At 62.6% G+C, this 20,623-nt stretch carries 20 protein-coding genes; 14 read left to right on the top strand and 6 right to left on the bottom strand.

Annotation, left to right across the window (positions count from 1 at the left end; genetic code table 11):
- Positions 1–44: 44 nt before the first annotated feature.
- The 8 genes from mreB (at position 45) to tldD (ending at position 11,103) form a co-directional block, all read left to right on the top strand.
- A complete protein-coding gene (gene mreB, locus APH36_RS29750) occupies positions 45–1,082 on the top strand; it encodes a rod shape-determining protein MreB (protein WP_003255163.1) in 1,038 nt (345 codons plus the stop codon).
- Positions 1,083–1,308: 226 nt separating this feature from the next.
- Positions 1,309–2,265 carry a rod shape-determining protein MreC gene (gene mreC / locus APH36_RS29745; RefSeq protein ID WP_060501775.1) on the top strand — a complete coding sequence of 319 codons (957 nt, stop codon included), beginning with the start codon at positions 1,309–1,311 and terminating at the stop codon, positions 2,263–2,265.
- A complete protein-coding gene (gene mreD, locus APH36_RS29740; protein ID WP_060501773.1) occupies positions 2,265–2,753 on the top strand; it encodes a rod shape-determining protein MreD in 489 nt (162 codons plus the stop codon). The genes mreC and mreD overlap by 1 nt, the downstream gene beginning before the upstream one ends.
- Positions 2,754–2,785: 32 nt before the next feature.
- Entirely contained in the window at positions 2,786–3,385 is a 600-nt protein-coding gene (locus tag APH36_RS29735; protein WP_060501771.1) for a nucleoside triphosphate pyrophosphatase, read from the top strand.
- Positions 3,386–3,439: 54 nt separating this feature from the next.
- Positions 3,440–4,897, top strand: a complete 1,458-nt coding sequence (gene rng, locus APH36_RS29730) for a ribonuclease G (protein ID WP_060501769.1) — start codon at positions 3,440–3,442, stop codon at positions 4,895–4,897.
- A gap of 82 nt (positions 4,898–4,979) precedes the next feature.
- On the top strand, positions 4,980–8,801 hold the full coding sequence (locus tag APH36_RS29725; RefSeq protein WP_060501767.1) for a YhdP family protein: 3,822 nt from the start codon (positions 4,980–4,982) through the stop codon (positions 8,799–8,801).
- Between the two features lie 8 nt (positions 8,802–8,809).
- Positions 8,810–9,661, top strand: coding sequence for a carbon-nitrogen hydrolase family protein (locus APH36_RS29720; protein ID WP_060501765.1), 852 nt, complete (start codon positions 8,810–8,812; stop codon positions 9,659–9,661).
- Positions 9,662–9,663: 2 nt separating this feature from the next.
- Positions 9,664–11,103 (top strand): metalloprotease TldD, encoded by a 1,440-nt coding sequence (gene tldD, locus APH36_RS29715; protein ID WP_012270646.1) that lies wholly within the window; start codon positions 9,664–9,666, stop codon positions 11,101–11,103.
- A gap of 35 nt (positions 11,104–11,138) precedes the next feature.
- On the opposite strand, the gene yjgA is transcribed toward tldD, so the two are convergent.
- Positions 11,139–11,660, bottom strand: a complete 522-nt coding sequence (gene yjgA, locus APH36_RS29710; RefSeq protein WP_016713148.1) for a ribosome biogenesis factor YjgA — start codon at positions 11,658–11,660, stop codon at positions 11,139–11,141.
- Between the two features lie 108 nt (positions 11,661–11,768).
- Between yjgA and pmbA the strand changes: the two genes are divergently transcribed.
- The 6 genes from pmbA (at position 11,769) to APH36_RS29680 (ending at position 17,021) form a co-directional block, all read left to right on the top strand.
- The gene (gene pmbA, locus APH36_RS29705) at positions 11,769–13,115 is read left to right on the top strand and encodes a metalloprotease PmbA (protein ID WP_060501762.1); all 1,347 of its coding nucleotides are present in this window, start codon (positions 11,769–11,771) and stop codon (positions 13,113–13,115) included.
- Between the two features lie 127 nt (positions 13,116–13,242).
- Positions 13,243–13,644, top strand: coding sequence for a hypothetical protein (locus APH36_RS29700; protein WP_060501760.1), 402 nt, complete (start codon positions 13,243–13,245; stop codon positions 13,642–13,644).
- Positions 13,637–15,013: a lyase family protein gene (locus APH36_RS29695; protein WP_060501758.1), complete on the top strand. Its 1,377-nt coding sequence runs from the start codon at positions 13,637–13,639 to the stop codon at positions 15,011–15,013. Before APH36_RS29700 ends, APH36_RS29695 begins: the two co-directional genes overlap by 8 nt.
- A gap of 28 nt (positions 15,014–15,041) precedes the next feature.
- Entirely contained in the window at positions 15,042–15,503 is a 462-nt protein-coding gene (locus tag APH36_RS29690; protein WP_060501756.1) for a hypothetical protein, read from the top strand.
- Position 15,504: 1 nt separating this feature from the next.
- Positions 15,505–16,116, top strand: a complete 612-nt coding sequence (locus APH36_RS29685) for a superoxide dismutase (RefSeq protein WP_060501754.1) — start codon at positions 15,505–15,507, stop codon at positions 16,114–16,116.
- 11 nt (positions 16,117–16,127) lie between these two features.
- Positions 16,128–17,021 carry a ZIP family metal transporter gene (locus APH36_RS29680; RefSeq protein WP_060501752.1) on the top strand — a complete coding sequence of 298 codons (894 nt, stop codon included), beginning with the start codon at positions 16,128–16,130 and terminating at the stop codon, positions 17,019–17,021.
- A 44-nt stretch (positions 17,022–17,065) separates the two neighbouring features.
- Here the strand turns inward: APH36_RS29680 and APH36_RS29675 are convergent, their stop codons facing one another.
- The 5 genes from APH36_RS29675 to APH36_RS29655 form a co-directional block, all read right to left on the bottom strand.
- Complete coding sequence (locus APH36_RS29675) at positions 17,066–17,338, bottom strand: HPr family phosphocarrier protein (protein WP_016713141.1); 273 nt, start codon at positions 17,336–17,338, stop codon at positions 17,066–17,068.
- A 20-nt stretch (positions 17,339–17,358) separates the two neighbouring features.
- Complete coding sequence (rapZ, locus tag APH36_RS29670) at positions 17,359–18,213, bottom strand: RNase adapter RapZ (RefSeq protein ID WP_016713140.1); 855 nt, start codon at positions 18,211–18,213, stop codon at positions 17,359–17,361.
- Positions 18,214–18,215: 2 nt separating this feature from the next.
- Complete coding sequence (gene ptsN / locus APH36_RS29665; RefSeq protein ID WP_015269060.1) at positions 18,216–18,680, bottom strand: PTS IIA-like nitrogen regulatory protein PtsN; 465 nt, start codon at positions 18,678–18,680, stop codon at positions 18,216–18,218.
- A gap of 12 nt (positions 18,681–18,692) precedes the next feature.
- A complete protein-coding gene (gene hpf / locus APH36_RS29660; RefSeq protein ID WP_003255135.1) occupies positions 18,693–19,001 on the bottom strand; it encodes a ribosome hibernation-promoting factor, HPF/YfiA family in 309 nt (102 codons plus the stop codon).
- 79 nt (positions 19,002–19,080) lie between these two features.
- A complete protein-coding gene (locus tag APH36_RS29655; protein ID WP_060501750.1) occupies positions 19,081–20,574 on the bottom strand; it encodes an RNA polymerase factor sigma-54 in 1,494 nt (497 codons plus the stop codon).
- Positions 20,575–20,623: the final 49 nt, after the last annotated feature.

The raw sequence follows: 20,623 nt of genomic DNA, 5'->3' as shown, positions 1-20,623 counted from the left end.
TTGCCGCACTTTTTTACCCACGCTTTCCCCAGGGTCACTTTCCCATGTTCAAGAAACTGCGTGGCATGTTTTCCAGCGATCTTTCCATCGACCTGGGTACTGCCAACACCCTTATTTACGTGCGTGAGCGCGGTATCGTCCTGAATGAGCCCTCGGTTGTTGCCATCCGTACCCATGGCAACCAGAAAAGCGTTGTCGCCGTCGGTACCGAAGCCAAACGCATGCTGGGCCGTACGCCTGGCAACATTGCTGCCATTCGTCCGATGAAGGACGGCGTCATCGCCGACTTCAGCGTGTGCGAAAAAATGTTGCAATATTTTATCAACAAGGTTCACGAGAACAGCTTCCTGCAGCCAAGCCCGCGTGTGCTGATCTGCGTGCCGTGCAAGTCGACCCAGGTGGAGCGCCGCGCCATTCGCGAGTCGGCCCTGGGTGCCGGTGCCCGTGAAGTGTTCCTGATCGAAGAGCCCATGGCTGCTGCCATCGGTGCCGGCCTGCCGGTTGAAGAAGCCCGCGGTTCGATGGTCGTCGATATCGGTGGTGGTACCACTGAAATCGCCCTCATCTCGCTGAACGGCGTGGTTTATGCCGAATCCGTCCGCGTTGGCGGCGACCGCTTCGACGAAGCCATCGTCACCTACGTGCGCCGCAATTACGGCAGCCTGATCGGTGAGTCCACCGCCGAGCGCATCAAACAGGAAATCGGTACCGCCTACCCGGGCGGCGAAGTGCGCGAAGTCGACGTGCGTGGCCGTAACCTGGCCGAGGGCGTACCGCGTGCCTTCACCCTGAACTCCAACGAAGTGCTCGAAGCGCTGCAGGAATCGCTGGCGACCATCGTCCAGGCGGTCAAGAGCGCTCTGGAGCAGTCGCCGCCTGAGCTGGCTTCGGACATCGCCGAGCGTGGCCTGGTGCTGACCGGCGGTGGCGCGCTGCTGCGTGACCTCGACAAGCTGCTGGCCCAGGAAACCGGCCTGCCGGTGATCGTCGCCGAAGACCCGCTGACCTGTGTCGCCCGTGGCGGCGGTCGCGCTCTGGAGATGATGGACAAGCACGCGATGGACCTGCTCTCCAGCGAGTGATCCCACTTGCTGTTCGCGAGCGCCCGGTTTACAGGCAGTACGCACAGTGCTACCTGTATGTGCTGGGCTGGCGCCCGTTCAGGGCGCCGTATCCGTCAACCCGCAACCAGGCTGGTGCGTTGTCCCATGTCCAATGACCTCCTGAGTCGTCCACGAGGAACGGCCCATTAAACCGCTTTTCTCCAAGGGCCCTTCGCTGGGCGTGCGCCTGCTTGTTCTGGTAGTGATGTCGGTCGCGTTGATGGTTGTCGACGCGCGTTTCGACCTGCTTAAACCTGTGCGCAGCCAAATGGGCCTGGTGCTCATGGAATCCTACTGGATCACCGACCTGCCGCAGCGTGTCTGGCAAGGGGTGGCGGGGCAGTTCGGCAGCCGCAACGAGCTGATTGCCGAAAACGAGAAACTCAAGACCGAAGCCCTGCTGTTGCAGGGGCGCCTGCAGAAGCTGGCAGCCCTCACCGAGCAGAACGTGCGCCTGCGCGAGTTGCTCAACTCATCGGCACTGGTTAACGAAAAGGTCGAGGTGGCCGAACTGATCGGTGTCGACCCCAACCCATTCACCCACCGTATCCTGATCAACAAGGGTGAGCGTGACGGCGTGTTCCTGGGCCAGCCGGTACTCGATGCGCGTGGCCTGATGGGCCAGGTGGTCGAGTTGATGCCCTACACCTCACGGGTGCTGCTGCTCACTGATACCACCCACAGCATTCCGGTACAGGTCAACCGTAACGGCCTGCGCGCCATTGCCAGCGGTACCGGCAACCCCGAGCGGCTGGAGCTGCGTCACGTGGCCGATACGGCAGACATCAAGGAAGGGGATTTGCTGGTCAGCTCCGGCATGGGCCAGCGTTTCCCGGCTGGCTACCCCGTTGCCACGGTCAACGAAGTGATCCACGACTCCGGCCAGCCGTTTGCTATCGTGCGTGCCATCCCTACTGCCGCGCTGAACCGAAGCCGCTACATGTTGCTGGTGTTCAGTGATCGCCGCACCCCTGAAGAGCGCGCCACCGATGCCGCCATCGCTCAGGAAGAGGCCGATCGCAAGGGGGCGCCGGCAGCCGGGCAGGGCACAGCCGCACCCGAGCAGGCCGCGCCGGCAGTGACCAAGCCCGCCACACCCGCAGCGCAACCTGCCACACCGGCTGCGGCGCCAGCGGCAACCGCTCAACCCAGGAGGCCGTGATGGCAGCGTCGCGCCGCAACAACGGCTGGTTCATCTGGCTGACCTTCGCCATCGGCCTGCTGCTCAGCGTGTCGCCCATGCCTCAGTTCATGGAAGTGTTCCGCCCCATGTGGCTGGCCTTGCTGGTATCGTTCTGGACCCTCGCCGTGCCGCACAAAGTCGGCATGACCACGGCATTCGTGCTTGGCCTGGCCGAGGATGTGCTCTACGGTACCCTGCTTGGGCAAAACGCGCTTATTCTCACCCTGATCACCTTCCTCGTGCTGTCACTGCAACAGCGTTTGCGCATGTTCCCCATGTGGCAGCAGAGCCTGGTGATCCTGGTGGTGTTCGGTATCGCCCAGCTGGTTCAGCTGTGGCTCAGCGCGCTCACCGGTAACCGCCTGCCGACCCTGGCACTGGTCTGGTCGGCCGTGATCAGTGCACTGCTCTGGCCATGGATAAGCTTTGCCTTGCGCGACGCACGCCGACGCCTGCACATCAATTGACGGCCACGGTGCCACTGACAGGGAGATGTCCGATGACCCCGCTTTACCTGGCTTCTGGCTCACCCCGTCGGCGCGAACTGTTAGCTCAGATCGGCGTCGACTTTTCCGTTGTCAGTGCCTCTGTCGACGAAACCCCGCTGCCGGATGAAGGCGTCTCCGAGTACGCCCTGCGCCTTGCCCGTGCGAAGGCTGCTGCCGGCTTGGCCGGGCTCAACGGCCCAGGTGTGGTGCTGGGTGCCGATACCGTGGTGTCGATTGGCGGCCAGATCCTTGGCAAGCCCCGTGACCGCGAACACGCGCTGGCCATGCTCGCGCAGCTGTCAGATGACCATCATCAGGTGATCACCGCCGTGGCCGTGACCGACGGCGCTCGCTGCCTGGACGTGTGCGTAGGTACTCATGTCTATTTCCGTGCCATCAGCCCAGAAGAAGCGCAGCGCTACTGGGCCACCGGTGAGCCCCATGACAAAGCCGGCGGCTACGCCATCCAGGGCCTGGGCGCAGTCTTCGTCAGGGAACTGATGGGCAGTTACTCGGCCGTGGTTGGCCTGCCCCTATTCGAAACTGCGCGCCTGCTGGATGCGTTTTCCATCGCGTGCTGGCAGCAACACGGAGTATCAGCGCCGCGCTAGCCAGCCACCCCACTGCGATCCATCATTACCGAACATCCTTGACGAGAACGTGCCATGAGTGAAGAGATCCTGATCAACATCACCCCGATGGAGTCACGCGTGGCGGTGGTGGAAAACGGGGTACTGCAGGAGGTGCACGTCGAGCGCACCCAGCGCCGTGGCATCGTTGGCAATATCTACAAGGGCAAGGTGGTGCGCGTGCTGCCGGGCATGCAGGCGGCCTTCGTCGACATCGGCCTGGAGCGCGCGGCGTTCATCCATGCCTCGGAAATTTCCCAGCGCGAAGGCTCGGCGGTCGAGAACATCACCGCCCTGGTCCACGAAGGCCAGGCCTTGGTGGTGCAGGTGACCAAAGACCCGATCGGCACCAAGGGCGCGCGCCTGACCACCCAGTTGTCGATCCCTTCGCGCTATCTGGTGTACATGCCCCGCAGCAGCCATGTTGGCATATCGCTGAAGATCGAAGACGAAGCCGAGCGTGATCGCCTCAAGCAGGTGGTCAGCGACTGCATGGAAAGCGAAAACATCAAGGATGCCGGTGGCTTTATCCTGCGTACCGCCGCAGAAGGCGCGCGCGCTGAAGAAATTCTGCAAGACATCCGCTACCTGCGTCGCCTGTGGGAGCAGATTGGCACCCAGATCAAGACGTGCGGTGCGCCCACGGTCATCTACGAAGACCTGGGCCTGGCCCTGCGCACGCTGCGTGACCTGGTCAACCCGAAAATCGAGAAGATCCGTATCGACTCGCGGGAAACCTTCCAGAAAACCATGCAGTTCGTTGGCGAACTGATGCCGGAAATCGCCGACCGCCTCGAGCACTACCCGGGCGAGCGACCGATCTTCGACCTGTACGGCGTTGAAGACGAGATCCAGCGTGCGCTTGAGCGCAAGGTGCCGCTCAAGTCGGGTGGCTACCTGGTGGTCGATCCGGCCGAAGCAATGACCACCATCGATGTGAACACCGGCGCGTTCGTCGGTCATCGCAACCTGGAAGAGACCATCTTCAAGACCAACCTGGAAGCCGCCACTGCCATTGCCCGGCAACTGCGCCTGCGCAACATCGGCGGCATCATCATCATCGACTTCATCGACATGGAAGATGAAGAGCACCAGCGCCAGGTGCTGCGCACCCTGGAAAAACAGCTGGAGCGTGATCACGCCAAAACCAACATCATCGGTATTACCGAGCTGGGCCTGGTGCAGATGACCCGCAAGCGCACCCGTGAAAGCCTGGAGCAGGTGCTGTGTGAGCCGTGCCTGGCCTGCCAGGGGCGCGGCAAGCTGAAAACCCCCGAGACCATTTGTTACGAGATCTTCCGTGAGATCCTGCGTGAGGCCCGGGCCTATCAGGCTGAGGGCTACCGTGTACTGGCCAACCAGAAGGTGGTCGACCGGCTGCTGGATGAAGAATCTGGCAACGTCGCTGAGCTGGAGGCTTTCATCGGTCGAACCATTCGCTTCCAGGTTGAGTCGATGTATTCGCAGGAACAATACGACGTGGTGCTGCTCTGAGTTCTTCCAGAACACGCCGCAGGATGGTCGGGCTGGCAAAACCGCCGCTACCGGCCATCATGGATAAACGACTTGGAGGGCCATGGCCATGGGACGTCTGACCCGCGTTCTTGTCGCCTTGACCCGCTGGGGGCTGGGCTTATGCGCCCTGTTGGCGGTATTGGTGGCGCTGTATGTCAGCCTCGGTCGCGAACTGGTGCCGCTGGTGGCCGAGTACCGCGCCGATGTGGAAAGCAAGGCCGAGCAGGCGCTGGGCCTGCCGGTGCATGTCGGTGCCCTTGAGGGCCGCTGGAGCGGGCTGGCTCCGGTGCTGCGGGTGCGCGACCTGCAACTGGGCGAAGGCGCTACGGCGTTGCGCCTGGATGACGTGAAGGTGGTGCCTGATGTCTGGGCCAGCCTTACCGCCCGTGAAGTGCGCCTGGCGCGTATTCAGCTGGGCGGCCTGCAACTGATCTTGCGCGAGAACGAGCAGGGCGCCTGGAACCTCGAAGGCCTGCCGAAAAAAGACGACGCACCACTCGACCCCGCCGACCTGCTGCAGCGCCTGCGTCAATTGGGCCGCGTCGATGTGTTCGACAGCCAGGTCACCTTGCACCCCTGGCAGCGTGACCCGCTCACCCTCACCTATGTCAGCGCCGGCCTGAAGGCGGGTGCTTCACGGCAAGTGCTGGAGTTGCGCGCCACCTTGCCCGATGGCCAGCCTCTGTCGCTGAACCTGCAAAGCCGTGTGTCAGCCAAGGCCTGGCGTGATGGCCAGGTGGAGGCCTACCTGAGCCTGCCGCAAAGTGACTGGGCGCGCTGGTTGCCACCACGCCTGCTCGGTGAGTGGCAAGCTGACGCGTTGCGAGCGGGCGGCGAGTTCTGGGTCGATTGGCGCAAAGGGCAGTTGCAGCAGGCTGTGGTGCGGCTTAATGCGCCTGAACTGCGGGGTGCCTATACCGGCCGCAAGGCTGCCACGCTGAGCAACCTGGCCCTGGGCGCCTGGTTCCAGCGCCGGGATCAAGGCTTCGATGTGGTGGTCGACTCCCTGGCCATGGACATCGGCGAGTCCCGCTGGGAGTCGCACTTGCAGTTGCAGCAGCGCCCGGGCGAGAACGCAGCCGATGAAAACTGGCGGGTGCAGGCCGACCGGCTCGACCTCACGCCCTTGACCCCGCTGATCGATGCTTTGGCGCCGTTGCCTGACAAAGTCATGGCTGTGGTCGATGGCCTGAAGGTAACCGGCGCGCTGCGCAATGTGCGCCTGGAGGCCCGGCCGAAAGCCGAGGGCGACAAACGCCTGCAGTTCGAGGCCAACCTGGAAAAGGTCGGTTTCGATGCCTATCACAATGCCCCGGCTGCCGGTAACGTCAGCGGCAGCATCAGTGGCGACCTGGGCCATGGTGAGCTGCGGTTGGATACTGAGGCGTTCATGCTGCATCTGTACCCGATCTTCGCCAAGCCCTGGCACTACCAGAAGGCCAATGCACGCCTGACCTGGGCCTTGGACAAAGACGGTTTCACCCTGATAGCGCCGTACCTCAAGGTGCTGGGCGAAGAGGGCAAGATCGCCGGTGATTTCCTGATTCGCCTGTTGTTCGAGGAAGGCCGCGAGGACTACATGGACCTGCGCGTCGGCCTGACCGAAGGCGATGGCCGCTATACCGCCAAGTACTTGCCCGAGGTGCTCAGCCCCGCCCTCGACGAGTGGTTGCGCAGCGCCATCGTCAAAGGCACGGTGGATGAAGGCTACTTCCAGTACCAGGGCTCGCTGAATCATGGCGCGGCTCCTGAAGCGCGCAGTATCAGCCTGTTCTTCAAGGTGCGTGATGCCGCCCTGGACTTCCAGCCTGGCTGGCCGCAGGTTCAGCACGTGGATGGCGATGTGTTCATCGAGGACAGCGGTGTTCGCATCAAGGCCCAACGCGGCGTGCTGCTCGATACCAAGGTCAGCGATGTGACGGTCGATATCCCGCATGTCGACGGTGACCAGCACAGCCACCTGTACCTGGATGGAGACTTCGACGGCACCCTGGGTGACGGGCTGAAGATTCTCAAGGAAGCGCCAATCGGCACCGGTGAGATGTTCGCCGGCTGGGAGGGTGAAGGGCCGCTGACGGGCAAGGTCAAGCTCGATATCCCCTTGGCCCATGGGCTGCGACCGAAAGTGCAGGTGGACTTCGCCACCAACGAGGCGCGCCTGAAAGTCGCCCCGCCGAGCCTGGAGTTGAACCGCCTGAAGGGTGATTTCAGCTTTGATTTCGATAAAGGCCTGAGCGGCAAGGGCATCAGCCTGCAAGCCTTCGGCAAGCCGGTAACGGCGCAAATCACTGCTGAAGGCCAGGTCGGCCAGATGCAGACCCGCATTAATGCCAATGGCCAGGTGTCGCTCAAGGCGTTGACCGAATGGCTGCAGTTCAAGCAGGCCCTGCCGGCCTCCGGCGACTTGCCTTACCAGCTACAGGTCAACCTGGGTAGCCGGGAAAACAGCCTGAACGTCACTTCCAACCTCAAGGGCCTGGCGATCGACCTGCCGGCACCGTTCGGCAAAGCGGGGGCAGATACCCGCGACAGCCGTTTCAGCATGAACCTGCAGGGGACGGAGCGTCGCTTCGATGCTGCCTACACCGACCTTGCCCGCTTTGCCTATTCCGCGCCGGCCGACGCTCTGGCCCAGGGGCGCGGTGAGTTGCTGCTGGGCGCCGGTAACGCTCAACTGCCGGGCGGTCAAGGGTTGCGGGTACGTGGCCGTTTGGAGGCGCTGGACCTGGCACCTTGGCAAGAGCAGGCAGCACGCCTGGCGGGCGACGACCCCGGTGGCAGCGCGCGGCAAAACCTGCAAAGCGTAGACCTGAGCATTGGCCAGTTGAAAGCCTTTGGCATGGACCTGAATCAGGCAGTGGTGAGGCTGGCACGAGGCGGCCAGGCTTGGGACCTGCGCCTTGACAGCAAGGAAGTGATAGGCAACGCACGCGTGCCGGATGCCAAAGGTTCGCCCATGGTGGTGCGCATGCAAACCTTGCGTTTGCCGGCGGCCGACCCTGCCCAGGCGCAAGCCGAGGATGGCCCCGATCCGCTGGCCGAGTTCGACCCGCGCAAGGTCCCGGCGCTGGACCTGAGCATCGACAAGCTGTACCGCGGCGACGACTTGTTCGGCAGTGCCTCGATCAAGTTGCGACCCACCGCGCGTGGTGTTAGCGCCAGTGATATCGACCTCGACTTCAAAGGCCTGCGTATCGACGGCGGCGGTGGCTGGGAAGGCGAAACAGGCAAGACCAGCAGCTGGTACAAAGGGCGCCTGGACGGCAAGAACCTGGCCGATGTACTCAAGGCCTGGGGCTTTGCGCCGACCGTGACCAGCCGCGATTTCCGCCTGGATGTGGATGGCCGCTGGCCGGGTTCGCCGGCTGCGGTGGGGCTGAAGCGCTTCTCGGGCAGCATGGACGCGGCACTGCGTACCGGCCAGTTCGTCGAGGTTGAAGGCAGCGCCCAGGCGTTGCGGGTATTTGGCCTGCTCAACTTCAACTCCATTGGCCGACGCCTGCGTCTGGACTTCTCCGACCTGTTCGACAAAGGCCTGGCATATGACCGGGTCAAGGGGCTGCTGGTGGCCAGTGACGGGGTGTATGTGACCCGCGAGCCCATCAGCGTGACCGGCCCGTCGAGCAATTTCGAGCTGGATGGGACCCTGGACATGCTAGGCGACCGGATCGACGCCAACCTGCAGGTGAGCCTGCCGGTGACGAACAACCTGCCGCTGGCGGCACTGATTGTCGGCGCGCCGGCCGTAGGTGGCGCCTTGTTCCTGGTCGATCGGTTGATCGGTGACCGTGTTTCGCGCTTTGCCAGTGTGCACTACCGTGTCGAAGGACCGGTTAAAGAGCCTAGAATCACCTTTGTGAAACCTTTCGAGAAATCCCGCTAGGAGTGCCCATGAAGGCAGCGGTAATCCAGATGGTCAGCCAGGACGATGTGCTGGCCAACCTGCAGCGTGCCGGTGCCCTGTTGGAGCAGGCCGCGATGGGCGGCGCACGGCTGGCGGTGCTGCCAGAAAATTTCGCTGCCATGGGCCGTAAGGATGCCGCTGCCATCGGCCGAGCCGAAGCGTTGGGCGAAGGGCCGATCCTGCCATGGTTGAAACGCACCGCCCGTGACCTCAAGTTATGGATTGTTGCCGGTACCTTGCCCTTGCCACCGGTCGGCCAGCCCGAGGCCAAGGCCCATGCCTGCTCGCTGTTGATCGATGAACACGGCGAGGTGGCGGCACGTTATGACAAGCTGCACCTGTTTGACGTGGATGTTGCCGACAACCGTGGCCGTTACCGTGAGTCGGACGACTACGCCCATGGTGCTCAGGTGGTGGTGGCTGATACGCCGGTCGGGCGGCTGGGGTTGAGCGTGTGCTACGACTTGCGCTTCCCCGAGCTGTACAGCGCACTGCGTGCTGCCGGCGCGGAGCTGATCACTGCGCCGGCTGCCTTTACGGCAGTGACAGGCGCGGCCCATTGGGAGGTACTGGTACGCGCCCGAGCCATCGAGACCCAGTGCTACCTGCTGGCTGCGGCGCAGGGAGGCACCCACCCAGGCCCACGGGAAACCCATGGGCATGCGGCGATTGTAGACCCTTGGGGGCGCATCGTTGCAGAACAGGCGCAAGGCGAAGCGGTACTGCTTGCCGAGCGCGACATTGAAGAACAAGCGTCCATTCGGGCGCGCATGCCGGTGGTATCGCACCGGCGCTTTTTCTCGCAGGGCGCGTTGCGGCCTGCGCACACCGCGGAGTGACTATGAGCCAGATGTTATCCACCGTCAGTGAGCAGCTCCTGGCCCCAGGCGGCTTGACCCTGGACAGCCTGCAGAGCGTGCTGGGTGAGTTGGCTGGCCCCGGCATCGACGCCGCCGACCTGTATTTCCAGGGCCAGATCTCGGAAACCTGGGCGCTGGAAGACGGCATCGTCAAAGAGGGCAGTTTCAACCTCGACCAGGGCGTGGGCGTGCGTGCCCAGTCCGGTGAAAAGACCGGGTTCGCCTACAGCAATGCAATCAACCTCGAGGCGCTGACCTCGGCGGCGCGCGCCGCCCGTTCCATTTCCCGTGCCGGTCAAAACGGCACGGTGCAGGCCTTCCGCAGCCAGGAAGTCACTGCCCTGTATGCGGCAGACAACCCGCTGGATGTACTGAGCCGTGCCGAAAAGGTCGAGCTGCTCAAGCGTGTCGATGCCGCCACCCGTGCCCTGGACCCGCGAATTCAGCAGGTCAGTGTGAGCATGGCCGGGGTCTGGGAGCGTATCCTGATTGCGGCGGCCGATGGCAGCCTGGCTGCCGACGTGCGCCCGCTGGTGCGCTTCAACGTCAGCGTCATCGTCGAGCAGAACGGCCGCCGCGAACGCGGCGGGCAGGGCGGTGGCGGGCGTACCGACTACCGCTTCTTCACTGAAGAGCGGGTAATGGGCTATGCCCGTGAAGCGCTGCGTCAGGCTCTGGTGAACCTGGAAGCGATTCCGGCTCCGGCCGGTACCTTGCCGGTGGTGCTGGGTTCGGGCTGGTCGGGTGTGCTGTTGCACGAGGCTGTCGGCCATGGCCTGGAAGGTGACTTCAACCGCAAGGGCAGTTCGGCTTTCAGCGGCCGTATCGGCGAGAAAGTGGCATCGAGCCTGTGCACCATCGTTGACGATGGCACGCTCGAGGGCCGTCGGGGTTCGCTGAGCGTCGACGACGAAGGTACCCCGACCGAGTGCACCACGTTGATCGAGAACGGGGTGCTCAAGGGCTACATGCAGGACAAGCTGAACGCACGCCTGATGGGCATGGCGGTGACCGGCAACGGCCGTCGCGAATCCTACGCACACCTGCCGATGCCACGCATGACCAATACCTACATGCGGGCTGGCGAAAGCGACCCGCAGGAAATCATCGCATCCGTGAAAAAAGGGATCTACTGCGCCAATCTGGGCGGCGGACAGGTGGACATCACCAGCGGCAAGTTCGTGTTCTCGACCAGTGAGGCCTACCTGATCGAAGACGGCAAGATTACTGCACCTGTAAAAGGCGCAACCCTGATCGGCAATGGCCCTGAGGCGATGAGCCGGGTGTCGATGGTCGGTAACGACCTGGCGCTGGACAGCGGAGTGGGTACATGCGGCAAGGACGGGCAGTCGGTGCCGGTGGGGGTAGGGCAGCCTACCTTGAAGCTGGATGCGATTACCGTGGGCGGTACCGGGGCGTGATGGCTTTTGGGGGCCGCAAAGCGGCCCCCAAGGGTTCAGCGCAACCCGCGCTGCAACTCGTCGAGGTCGCGGATGTACTTGAACACCTTGCGCGCAGCGGCAGGTGGCTTGTTCCGGGCCTTTTCGTGTTGAGCATGGCGCACCAGCGAACGCATTTGCTGGCGATCGGTTTCGGGGTACTCGTTGACGAAACGCTCGAGGTCTTCGTCGTTACCGTCGATCAACCGGTCACGCCAGCGCTCCAGGTTGTGGAAACGCTCGTTGTACTGGCGAGTCGAGCTGTCCATCTGTTCGAGCAAGGCGTGAATGGCGTCCAGGTCCTGCACGCGCATCAGCTTGCCGACGAACGACATGTGGCGCTTACGGGCGCCATGAGCGGTGTGCTTGCTGGCTTCAGCCAGTGCTTTGCGCAGCTCGTCGGTCAACGGCAGGCGTGCCAGGGTATCGGCCTTGAGCGTAGTAAGGCGCTCGCCGAGTTCGACCAGCGCATGCAGTTCACGCTTGATCTGGGTTTTGCTTTTTTCGCCGTCGAAGGCGTCGTCGTTTGAATCAACCATGGTGGCAGTCCGCTAGAAATCGCCGCCATGATAACCAGTCGGGGGCCGCTTGTCCGGCCCGGTCGTAGAATGACCCACGCCGAACGCAGAATTTGAGTGGAGAGAACCATGAGTGCAGTCCAGAGCGTAGGTCCGAAAGACCTGCCAGCATTGCAGGAGCAGGTCGAGGCAATCATCGCCGAGGCGCGCCGCCAGGGGGCCAGTGCCTGCGAAGTGGCCGTGTCGCTGGAGCAGGGCCTGTCCACCACGGTACGCCAGCGTGAGGTCGAGACCGTCGAGTTCAATCGCGACCAGGGTTTTGGCATTACCCTCTACGTTGGCCAGCGCAAAGGTTCGGCCAGCACTTCGGCCAGTGGCCCGGATGCGATTCGCGAAACCGTCGCTGCGGCGTTGGCCATTGCCAAGCATACTTCCGAGGACGAATGCTCGGGCCTGGCGGACGCCGCGTTGATGGCCCGGGACATCCCGGACCTGGACCTGTATCACGACTGGGACATCGAGCCCGAGAAGGCCATCGAGATGGCCCTGACCTGCGAGGCTGCGGCGTTCGATGCCGACCCACGCATCCTCAATGCCGACGGCACCACCCTCAATACCCACCAGGGCTGCCGCGTGTATGGCAACAGCCATGGCTTCATCGGGGGCTACGCGTCGACCCGGCACAGCCTGAGTTGCGTCATGATCGCCGAAGGCGACGGGCAGATGCAGCGCGACTACTGGTATGACGTAAACCGCCAGGGCAACCTGCTCGCCGATCCGCGCAGTATCGGTGTACGCGCTGCCCAGCGCGCCGCCAGCCGCCTGGGCGCGCGCCCGGTGCCCACTTGCGAAGTGCCGGTGCTGTTTTCCGCCGAGCTGGCCGGCGGCCTGTTCGGCAGCTTCCTCTCGGCCATTTCCGGCGGCAATCTTTACCGCAAATCGTCGTTCCTTGAAGGGACCATTGGCCAGCGCCTGTTCCCCTCCTGGCTAACCCTCGACGAGCGCCCGCACATTCCTCGAGCGCTGGGCAGCGCCGCATTCGATGGTGACGGCCTGGCCACCTATGCCAAGCCGTTCGTCGACAAAGGCGAGCTGGTGTCGTACCTGCTGGGCACGTATTCCGGGCGCAAGCTGGGCTTGCCAAGTACCGCCAACGCCGGTGGCGTGCACAACCTGTACGTCAGCCATGGTGTCGAAGACCAGGCAGCACTGATCCGCCGCATGGGCCGTGGCCTGCTGGTCACCGAGCTGATGGGGCACGGCCTGAACATGGTGACCGGGGATTATTCCCGAGGTGCGGCAGGGTTCTGGGTTGAGAACGGCGAGATCCAGCACGCGGTGCAAGAAGTGACTATTGCCGGCAATATGAAGGATATGTTCCAGCAAATTGTCGCGATCGGTAGTGATCTCGAAACCCGTAGCAACATTCACACGGGTTCTGTGCTGATCGAGCGAATGACTGTAGCGGGTAGCTAATTCGTTCCAGAGACCTTGGCAAATCAGAAGACCCGGCCCTGCGCCGGGTTTTTTGTTTCATCACCTTTTTCTTGAAGTGATTATATTTATTACTTAATAATGAATATCATTATCCAGTAACCCGGCGATGATGTTCATGAAACCCGTCCTCCGCGAACTGCCCTACCTGGAAAACTGGCGCTGGCTCAGCCGGCGCATCCGCTGTGCGCTCGAGCCCGACGAGCCGCGCCTGATCGAGCATTACCTGGCCGAGGGCCGCTACCTGGTGTGCTGCACTGAGACCTCGCCATGGACGGTGGCACTGACCTCCTTCCGCCTGCTACTGGACACCGCCTGCGACCGCATGCTGCCCTGGCATTGGCGCTGCCTGTGCCTGGACCAGGCCTGGCGCCCTTTGCTGGACCTGCGCAATCTCGATCGCCAGGAACAGAACCAGCGTTGGCAGCCCTATGCCCTGCAGTTGGCCAATTGCCGCCTGCTGTCGTCGATTTCTCCCGATGAACTGATGCAAGGATTTGATGATGAGTGATACCCGTATCGAGCGTGACAGCATGGGCGAACTGCAGGTGCCGGCCCAGGCCCTGTACGGTGCCCAGACCCAGCGCGCGGTCGACAACTTCCCGGTCAGCGGCCAGCGCATGCCGGCCCAGTTCATTCGCGCGCTGTTGCTGGCCAAGGCGGCTGCCGCCAAGGCCAACGTCGAGTTGGAGCAATTGTCTGCCGCGCAGGGCAATGCCATCGTCAAGGCGGTCGAGCAACTGCTGGCCGAGGATTTCATCCAGCACTTCCCGGTGGATGTGTTCCAGACCGGCTCCGGCACCAGCTCGAACATGAACGCCAACGAGGTGATTGCCACCCTGGCCAGCCGTGTACTGGGTGATGCGGTGAACGCCAACGACCACGTCAACTGTGGCCAGAGCAGCAACGACATCATCCCGACGACCATTCACGTCAGTGCTGCACTGGCCCTGCACGAACAACTGCTTCCGGCCCTGAGCCATCTGGTGCAGGTGATTGAGACCAAGTCGGTGCAGGTGCATCAGTACGTGAAAACCGGCCGAACCCACTTGATGGACGCCATGCCGGTGCGCATGAGCCAGGTGCTGGATGGCTGGGCCGCGCAGATCAACGCCGCCAAGGCGCACATCGAGGCGACCCTGCCGAGCTTGCAGGCGCTGGCCCAAGGTGGCACGGCCGTGGGGACCGGCATCAACGCCCACCCACAGTTCGCGGCCGGTTTCGCCCGCCAGCTCAGCGGCCTGACCCAGGTCGAGTTCACCCCGGGCCAGAACCTGTTCGCCCTGATCGGCTCGCAAGACACTGCCGTGGCGCTGTCTGGCCAGCTCAAGACCACTGCCGTGGCGCTGATGAAGATCGCCAACGACCTGCGCTGGATGAACTCCGGCCCGCTCGCCGGCCTGGGCGAAATCGAGCTGCAAGGTCTGCAACCGGGCTCTTCGATCATGCCTGGCAAGGTCAACCCGGTGATTCCGGAGGCCACCGCCATGGTGGCTGCCCAAGTGATCGGCAACGACGCCACCATCGCTGTGGCTGGCCAGTCCGGCAACTTCGAGCTGAACGTGATGCTGCCGGTGATCGCCCGCAACCTGCTGGAAAGCATCGAGCTGATGGCCAACGTCAGCCATCTGCTGGCCGACAAGGCCATCGCCACGTTCAAGGTCAACGAGGGCAAGCTCAAGGAAGCCCTGGCGCGTAACCCGATTCTGGTCACTGCGCTGAACCCGATTATCGGCTACCTCAAGGCTGCCGAAATCGCCAAGACCGCCTACAAGCAGGGCCGCCCGATCATCGACGTGGCGCTGGAACACACCGACCTGTCACGCGACCAGCTGGAAGCACTGCTGGACCCAGAAAAACTCACCGCTGGCGGGATCTGACACTGCGTTCACCGCTCAGGAGACAACCATGCAGCACTGGAAACGCACTACGGAAACTGCCAACCGCCTGTTCGAACAAGGCGAGTTGGTCGACGCCCGGGAACACTACCTGCAAGCCCTGGCGCTGGCGCAGGTGCTGTTCGAGCGCTGGCATGACGTCGACGAAGCGGTGGCTGCATTCGTCATCGCCCATCACAACCTGGCCGACCTGCACCTGCGCCTCAACCAGCCGCACGAGAGCGCCGACTACCTGTGTGCCGCTCACCAGCGGCTGCTGCAGGCCAGCCAGGAGGCGCGTTTACCCCAGGCGCTGCGTGACGCAGCGCTGCGTCACAGTGGACGCACCTACACCGAGCTGCTGAGTTTTATCGCCGAATACGGCCAGTACCCACGTACCGAGCGTCTGCTCAACCGCCACGGCACCGGGGCCAGCGAGCTCGCTGCCCAGCCAGACGTGGCGCCCAGAACCCATGCCTACGGAATTCACTGACATGCCGCATACCTTGCCTGCTTTGCCCTACGCCTACAATGCGCTGGAGCCGCACATCGACGCGCAGACCATGGAAATTCACCACACCAAGCACCACCAGACCTACGTCAACGGCCTCAATGCCGCCATAGAAGGCACCGAATGGGCCGATTGGCCTGTGGAAAAGCTGGTGGGTGCAGTCAAGCAGCTACCGGAAAACCTGCGTGGCGCTGTGACCAACCATGGTGGGGGGCACGCCAACCATAGCCTGTTCTGGACGGTGATGTCGCCGCAAGGTGGTGGTGACCCACACGGGCAGCTGGCGCAGGCCATCACCTCGCAACTGGGTGGTTTCGATGCCTTCAAGGAGGCGTTCACCAAGGCTGCACTGACCCGCTTTGGCAGCGGCTGGGCCTGGCTCAGCGTAACACCGCAGAAAACCCTGGTGGTCGAGAGCAGTGGCAACCAGGACAGCCCGCTGATGCACGGCAACACGCCAATCCTCGGCCTGGACGTGTGGGAGCATGCCTACTACCTGAAGTATCAGAACCGTCGTCCGGAATACATTGGTGCCTTCTACAACGTGATTGACTGGGCCGAAGTGGAACGCCGTTACCTCGAAGCCCTTAAGTGAGTCGGACCGGTATGCGCTCTGAGGTGATGTCTGTCAGCAGTGTGCGCCTGTTTCGGCTGGCGTTTGGGACTTTGCTTTTGCTGGCTGGCACCGCGCTGCTGGTGGCGCGTGGCCTTGCCTGGCTGGACCTGGAACCGCGCATGTTGCGTGCGCTGGAAGGCGGCGCATTATGCGCCCTGGGCACGGCGCTGGGCGCGGTACCGGTACTGGTCATTCGCAACATGCCGGTGGCCTTGGCCGATACGCTGCTGGGCTTCGGCGCTGGCGTAATGCTGGCGGCCACCGCGTTTTCCCTGATCATTCCGGGGCTGGACGCCGCTCAATCCATCGGTTTCAGCCCTTGGGGTGCGGGTGGCTTGATCAGCTTTGGCCTGATGTTCGGTGCGCTGTGCCTGTTTCTGGTTGACCTCAAGGTGTCGGGTGCCTCGCCGGAAGCACTGGTCGGCACCGGCAATCAGCCAGTGATTGCTGCGCGCATCTGGCTGTTTGTCATCGCGATCATCGCGCACAACATTCCCGAAGGCATGGCGATTGGCGTATCGGCCGGCGGTGGTATGGCCGACGCCGACAGCCTGGCCATGGGCATTGCCTTGCAGGATGTGCCTGAAGGGCTGGTGATTGCGCTGGTGCTGGCAGGGGCGGGCATGCCGCGCCTCAAAGCCTTCCTGATCGGTGCTGCTTCTGGGCTGGTCGAGCCGGTAGCCGCAGTGATCTGTGCCTGGTTGGTGAACATCGCCGAACTGCTGCTGCCGCTGGGCCTGGCCTGTGCGGCGGGGGCCATGCTGCTGGTGGTTACCCAGGAAATCATCCCGGAATCACGCAGCAACGGCCATCATCGCCTGGCCAGCCTGGGGTTGTGCATCGGGTTCTGCCTGATGATGGTGATGGACACGGCGATGTCCTGATTCACGATCAGGCTTGCGCGGTCCCTGTAGGACCGCGCAGGTTTTTATTCGCCTTCGTCGAAGAAGTTGTTGATCAGCTCGACCAGCGCATCCATGGCGTCGTTGTCCTGCTCACCCTCGGTAAGCAGGTGAACCTGTGTGCCTTTGCCGGCCGCCAGCATCATCACCGCCATGATGCTCTTGCCATCCACCAGCTTGTCCGGTGCGCGGCCAACCCGTACCTGGCAGGGGAAGCGGCCAGCAACGCCGACGAACTTGGCTGCCGCCCGGGCATGCAGGCCCAGCTTGTTGATGATGGTGATTTCGCGGGCGGGCATCGTGGGGCGGATCCTTGGGCTTAGAGGTCGCGGTGGCGGACCTGGACGTTTTTCAGGGATTGCTGCAGCAACTGGCCAAGGCGTTCGGTGATGTAGACCGAGCGGTGGTGGCCGCCGGTGCAGCCGATAGCAATGGTGACGTAGGCGCGGTTGCTGGCGGCGAAGCGGGGTAGCCACTTTAGCAAGTAGCTGGAAATGTCATTGAACATGTCCTCGACGTCTGGCTGTGCTGCCAGGTAGTCGGCGACCGGTTGATCAAGGCCGGAATGCTCACGCAGCTCGGGTTTCCAGTAGGGGTTGGGCAGGCAGCGTACATCGAACACCAGGTCGGCATCGACTGGCATGCCGCGCTTGAAACCAAACGACTCGACCAAAAAGGCTGTGCCGGGCTCGGGCTGGTTGAGCAGGCGCAGCTTGATCGAATCCCGTAGTTGGTACAGGTTGAGGCTGGTGGTGTCGATCTTCAGGTCTGCCAGGTCGGCAATTGGCCCCAGCAGCTCGCTCTCCACGCGAATGGCTTCTGCCAGCGAACGGTTGGCATTGGTCAGTGGATGGCGACGGCGGGTTTCCGAGAAGCGCTTGAGCAGCATGTCTTCGTCGGCATCCAGGAACACCACGTCACACTGAATGTTCCGCGCACGGGCTTCTTCGAGTAGCTCGGGGAAGCGCGTAAGGTGGCTGGGCAGGTTGCGTGCATCGATCGACACGGCAACCTTGGGTTGCAGTAATTCCGTGTTGATCAGTGCATCCTCCGCCAGCTGCGGCAGCAGCCCGGCGGGCAGGTTGTCAATGCAGTAAAAACCGTTGTCTTCCAGGACATCGAGGGCGGTGCTCTTGCCGGAGCCGGACCGGCCGCTGACGATGATCAGGCGCATGTTCAGTGCTCGTTCTGTACGTCCAGGACAACCTGGAACAGGGCCTCACTGCTGGTGGCCGCACGCAAGCGATCACGGACCTCCTTGCGATCGAGCATGCTGGCGATCTGACGCAGCAGTTCCAGATGCGCATCGGTGGCGGCTTCGGGTACCAGCAGTACAAACAGCAGGTCCACGGGCGCGCCATCGATAGCGTCGTAATCAATAGGTGCTTCCAGGTGCAGCAGGGCGCTAACCGGCGCTGAACAGCCTTCAAGGCGGCAGTGCGGAATGGCGATGCCATTGCCGAAACCGGTCGATCCGAGTTTTTCGCGGGCGACCAGCTTTTCGAAGACGTCTTGCATCTCCAGTTCTGGCACTTGTTCGGCGATGACGGTGGCGACCTTTTCCAGGGCGCGCTTCTTGCTGCCGCCCGGCACGTTCACGAGTGAACGGCCGGGGGTCAGGATGGTTTCAAGTCGGATCATGGATGAGGGGGATCAGCGGGCAGCTGCACCTTGCAGCAGGCTTTGCTGTTTTTCCTTGTGTTTTTTCAGTTGGCGGTCGAGCTTGTCGGCCAAGGCGTCGATCGCTGCATACATGTCTTCGTGTTCGGCGTTGGCTACCACTTCGCCGCCGGGAATCTGCAGGGTCGCCTCGACCTTCTGCTGCAGCTTCTCGACTTTCATGATGACCTGCACGTTGGTGATCTTGTCGAAGTGACTCTCCACGCGGGCGAGCTTTTCAAGCACGTAATCGCGCAGTGGCTGGGTGACTTCTACATGCTGTCCACTGATATTGACTTGCATACAGCTTCTCCTTTGTTGCCCGTGCATAAAGAGGCAGGTCTTGCACCTGCCCCACAAACGCTGTGGCACATCTCAGGCGCTACATCAGTCGCTTGCGTTCACTCGACGGTGCGATGCCGAGGGACTCGCGGTACTTGGCGACGGTGCGACGGGCTACCTGGATGCCTTGTGCCTCCAGTAAACCAGCGATCTTGCTGTCACTCAATGGCTTTTTCTGATTTTCCGCCGCAACCAGTTTTTTGATGATCGCGCGGATCGCTGTGGACGAGCATTCTCCGCCTTCGGAGGTGCTGACGTGGCTGGAGAAAAAGTATTTCAGTTCGTAGATGCCACGCGGTGTGTGCATGTACTTCTGCGTAGTAACCCGCGAAATGGTCGACTCGTGCATGCCCACCGCTTCTGCGATGTCATGCAGCACCAGCGGCTTCATGGCTTCGTCACCATGGTCAAGGAAACCGCGCTGGTGCTCGACGATCTGTGTGGCGACCTTCATCAGGGTTTCGTTGCGGCTTTGCAGGCTTTTGATGAACCAGCGCGCTTCCTGCAACTGGTTGCGCATGAAGGTGTTGTCGGCGCTGGTATCGGCACGGCGCACGAAGCCGGCGTACTGCGGGTTGACGCGCAGGCGCGGAATAGCCTCCTGGTTCAGCTCCACCAGCCAGCGGTCGCTGTCTTTGCGCACGATGACGTCAGGCACCACGTACTCGGGCTCGCTGGACTCGATTTGCGAGCCGGGGCGCGGGTTGAGGCTCTGTACCAGTTCGATCACCTGGCGCAGCTCGTCTTCCTTGATTTTCATGCGCCGCATCAGCTGGCTGTAATCGCGGCTGCCGAGCAGGTCGATGAAATCGGTGACCAGGCGCTTGGCTTCGGTCATCCAGGGGGTGCTGGCAGGCAACTGGCGCAGTTGCAGCAGCAGGCATTCGCCCAGGTTGCGCGCGCCGACGCCGGCTGGCTCGAACTGCTGGATGCGGTGCAGCACCGCTTCGACCTCGTCCAGCTCGATATCCAGCTCCGGGTCGAAACCGGCGCAGATTTCCTCGAGGCTGTCTTCCAGGTAGCCCTGGCCATTGATGCTGTCGATCAGCGTGACGGCGATCAGGCGGTCGGTGTCGGACATCGGCGCCAGGTTCAGTTGCCACAGCAGGTGGCTCTGCAAGCTCTCGCCGGCTGAGGTGCGGGTGGTGAAGTCCCACTCGTCGTCATCGTTGCTTGGCAGGCTGCTGGCGCTGGTCTGGTAGATGTCTTCCCAGGCGGTATCGACCGGAAGCTCGTTGGGGATGCGCTCGCTCCACTCACCGTCTTCCAGGTTGTCGGTACTGACGGTGCTTTCCTGGAAACTGTTGTCCTGGACTTCGGCGGCCGGCTTGTTCTCGGCGTTGTCCGCCATCGGGTCGCTGTTATCGAAGTCGTCGCCGTCTTCCTGACGTTCGAGCATCGGGTTCGACTCCAGCGCTTCCTGGATTTCCTGTTGGAGGTCCAGGGTGGAAAGCTGGAGCAGGCGGATGGCCTGTTGCAACTGCGGTGTCATCGTCAGTTGCTGGCCCATTTTTAGGACGAGCGATGGTTTCATGGCTGGGGCTTAATACCTTGTTCGCCGGCGCGCATGCGCCATCCACTAC

This window comes from Pseudomonas sp. NBRC 111133 (assembly GCF_001320605.1).
Taxonomy (GTDB): domain Bacteria; phylum Pseudomonadota; class Gammaproteobacteria; order Pseudomonadales; family Pseudomonadaceae; genus Aquipseudomonas; species Aquipseudomonas monteilii.
Note: the sequence above shows the minus strand (reverse complement) of the source record. Positions and strands in the feature narration are given on the sequence as shown.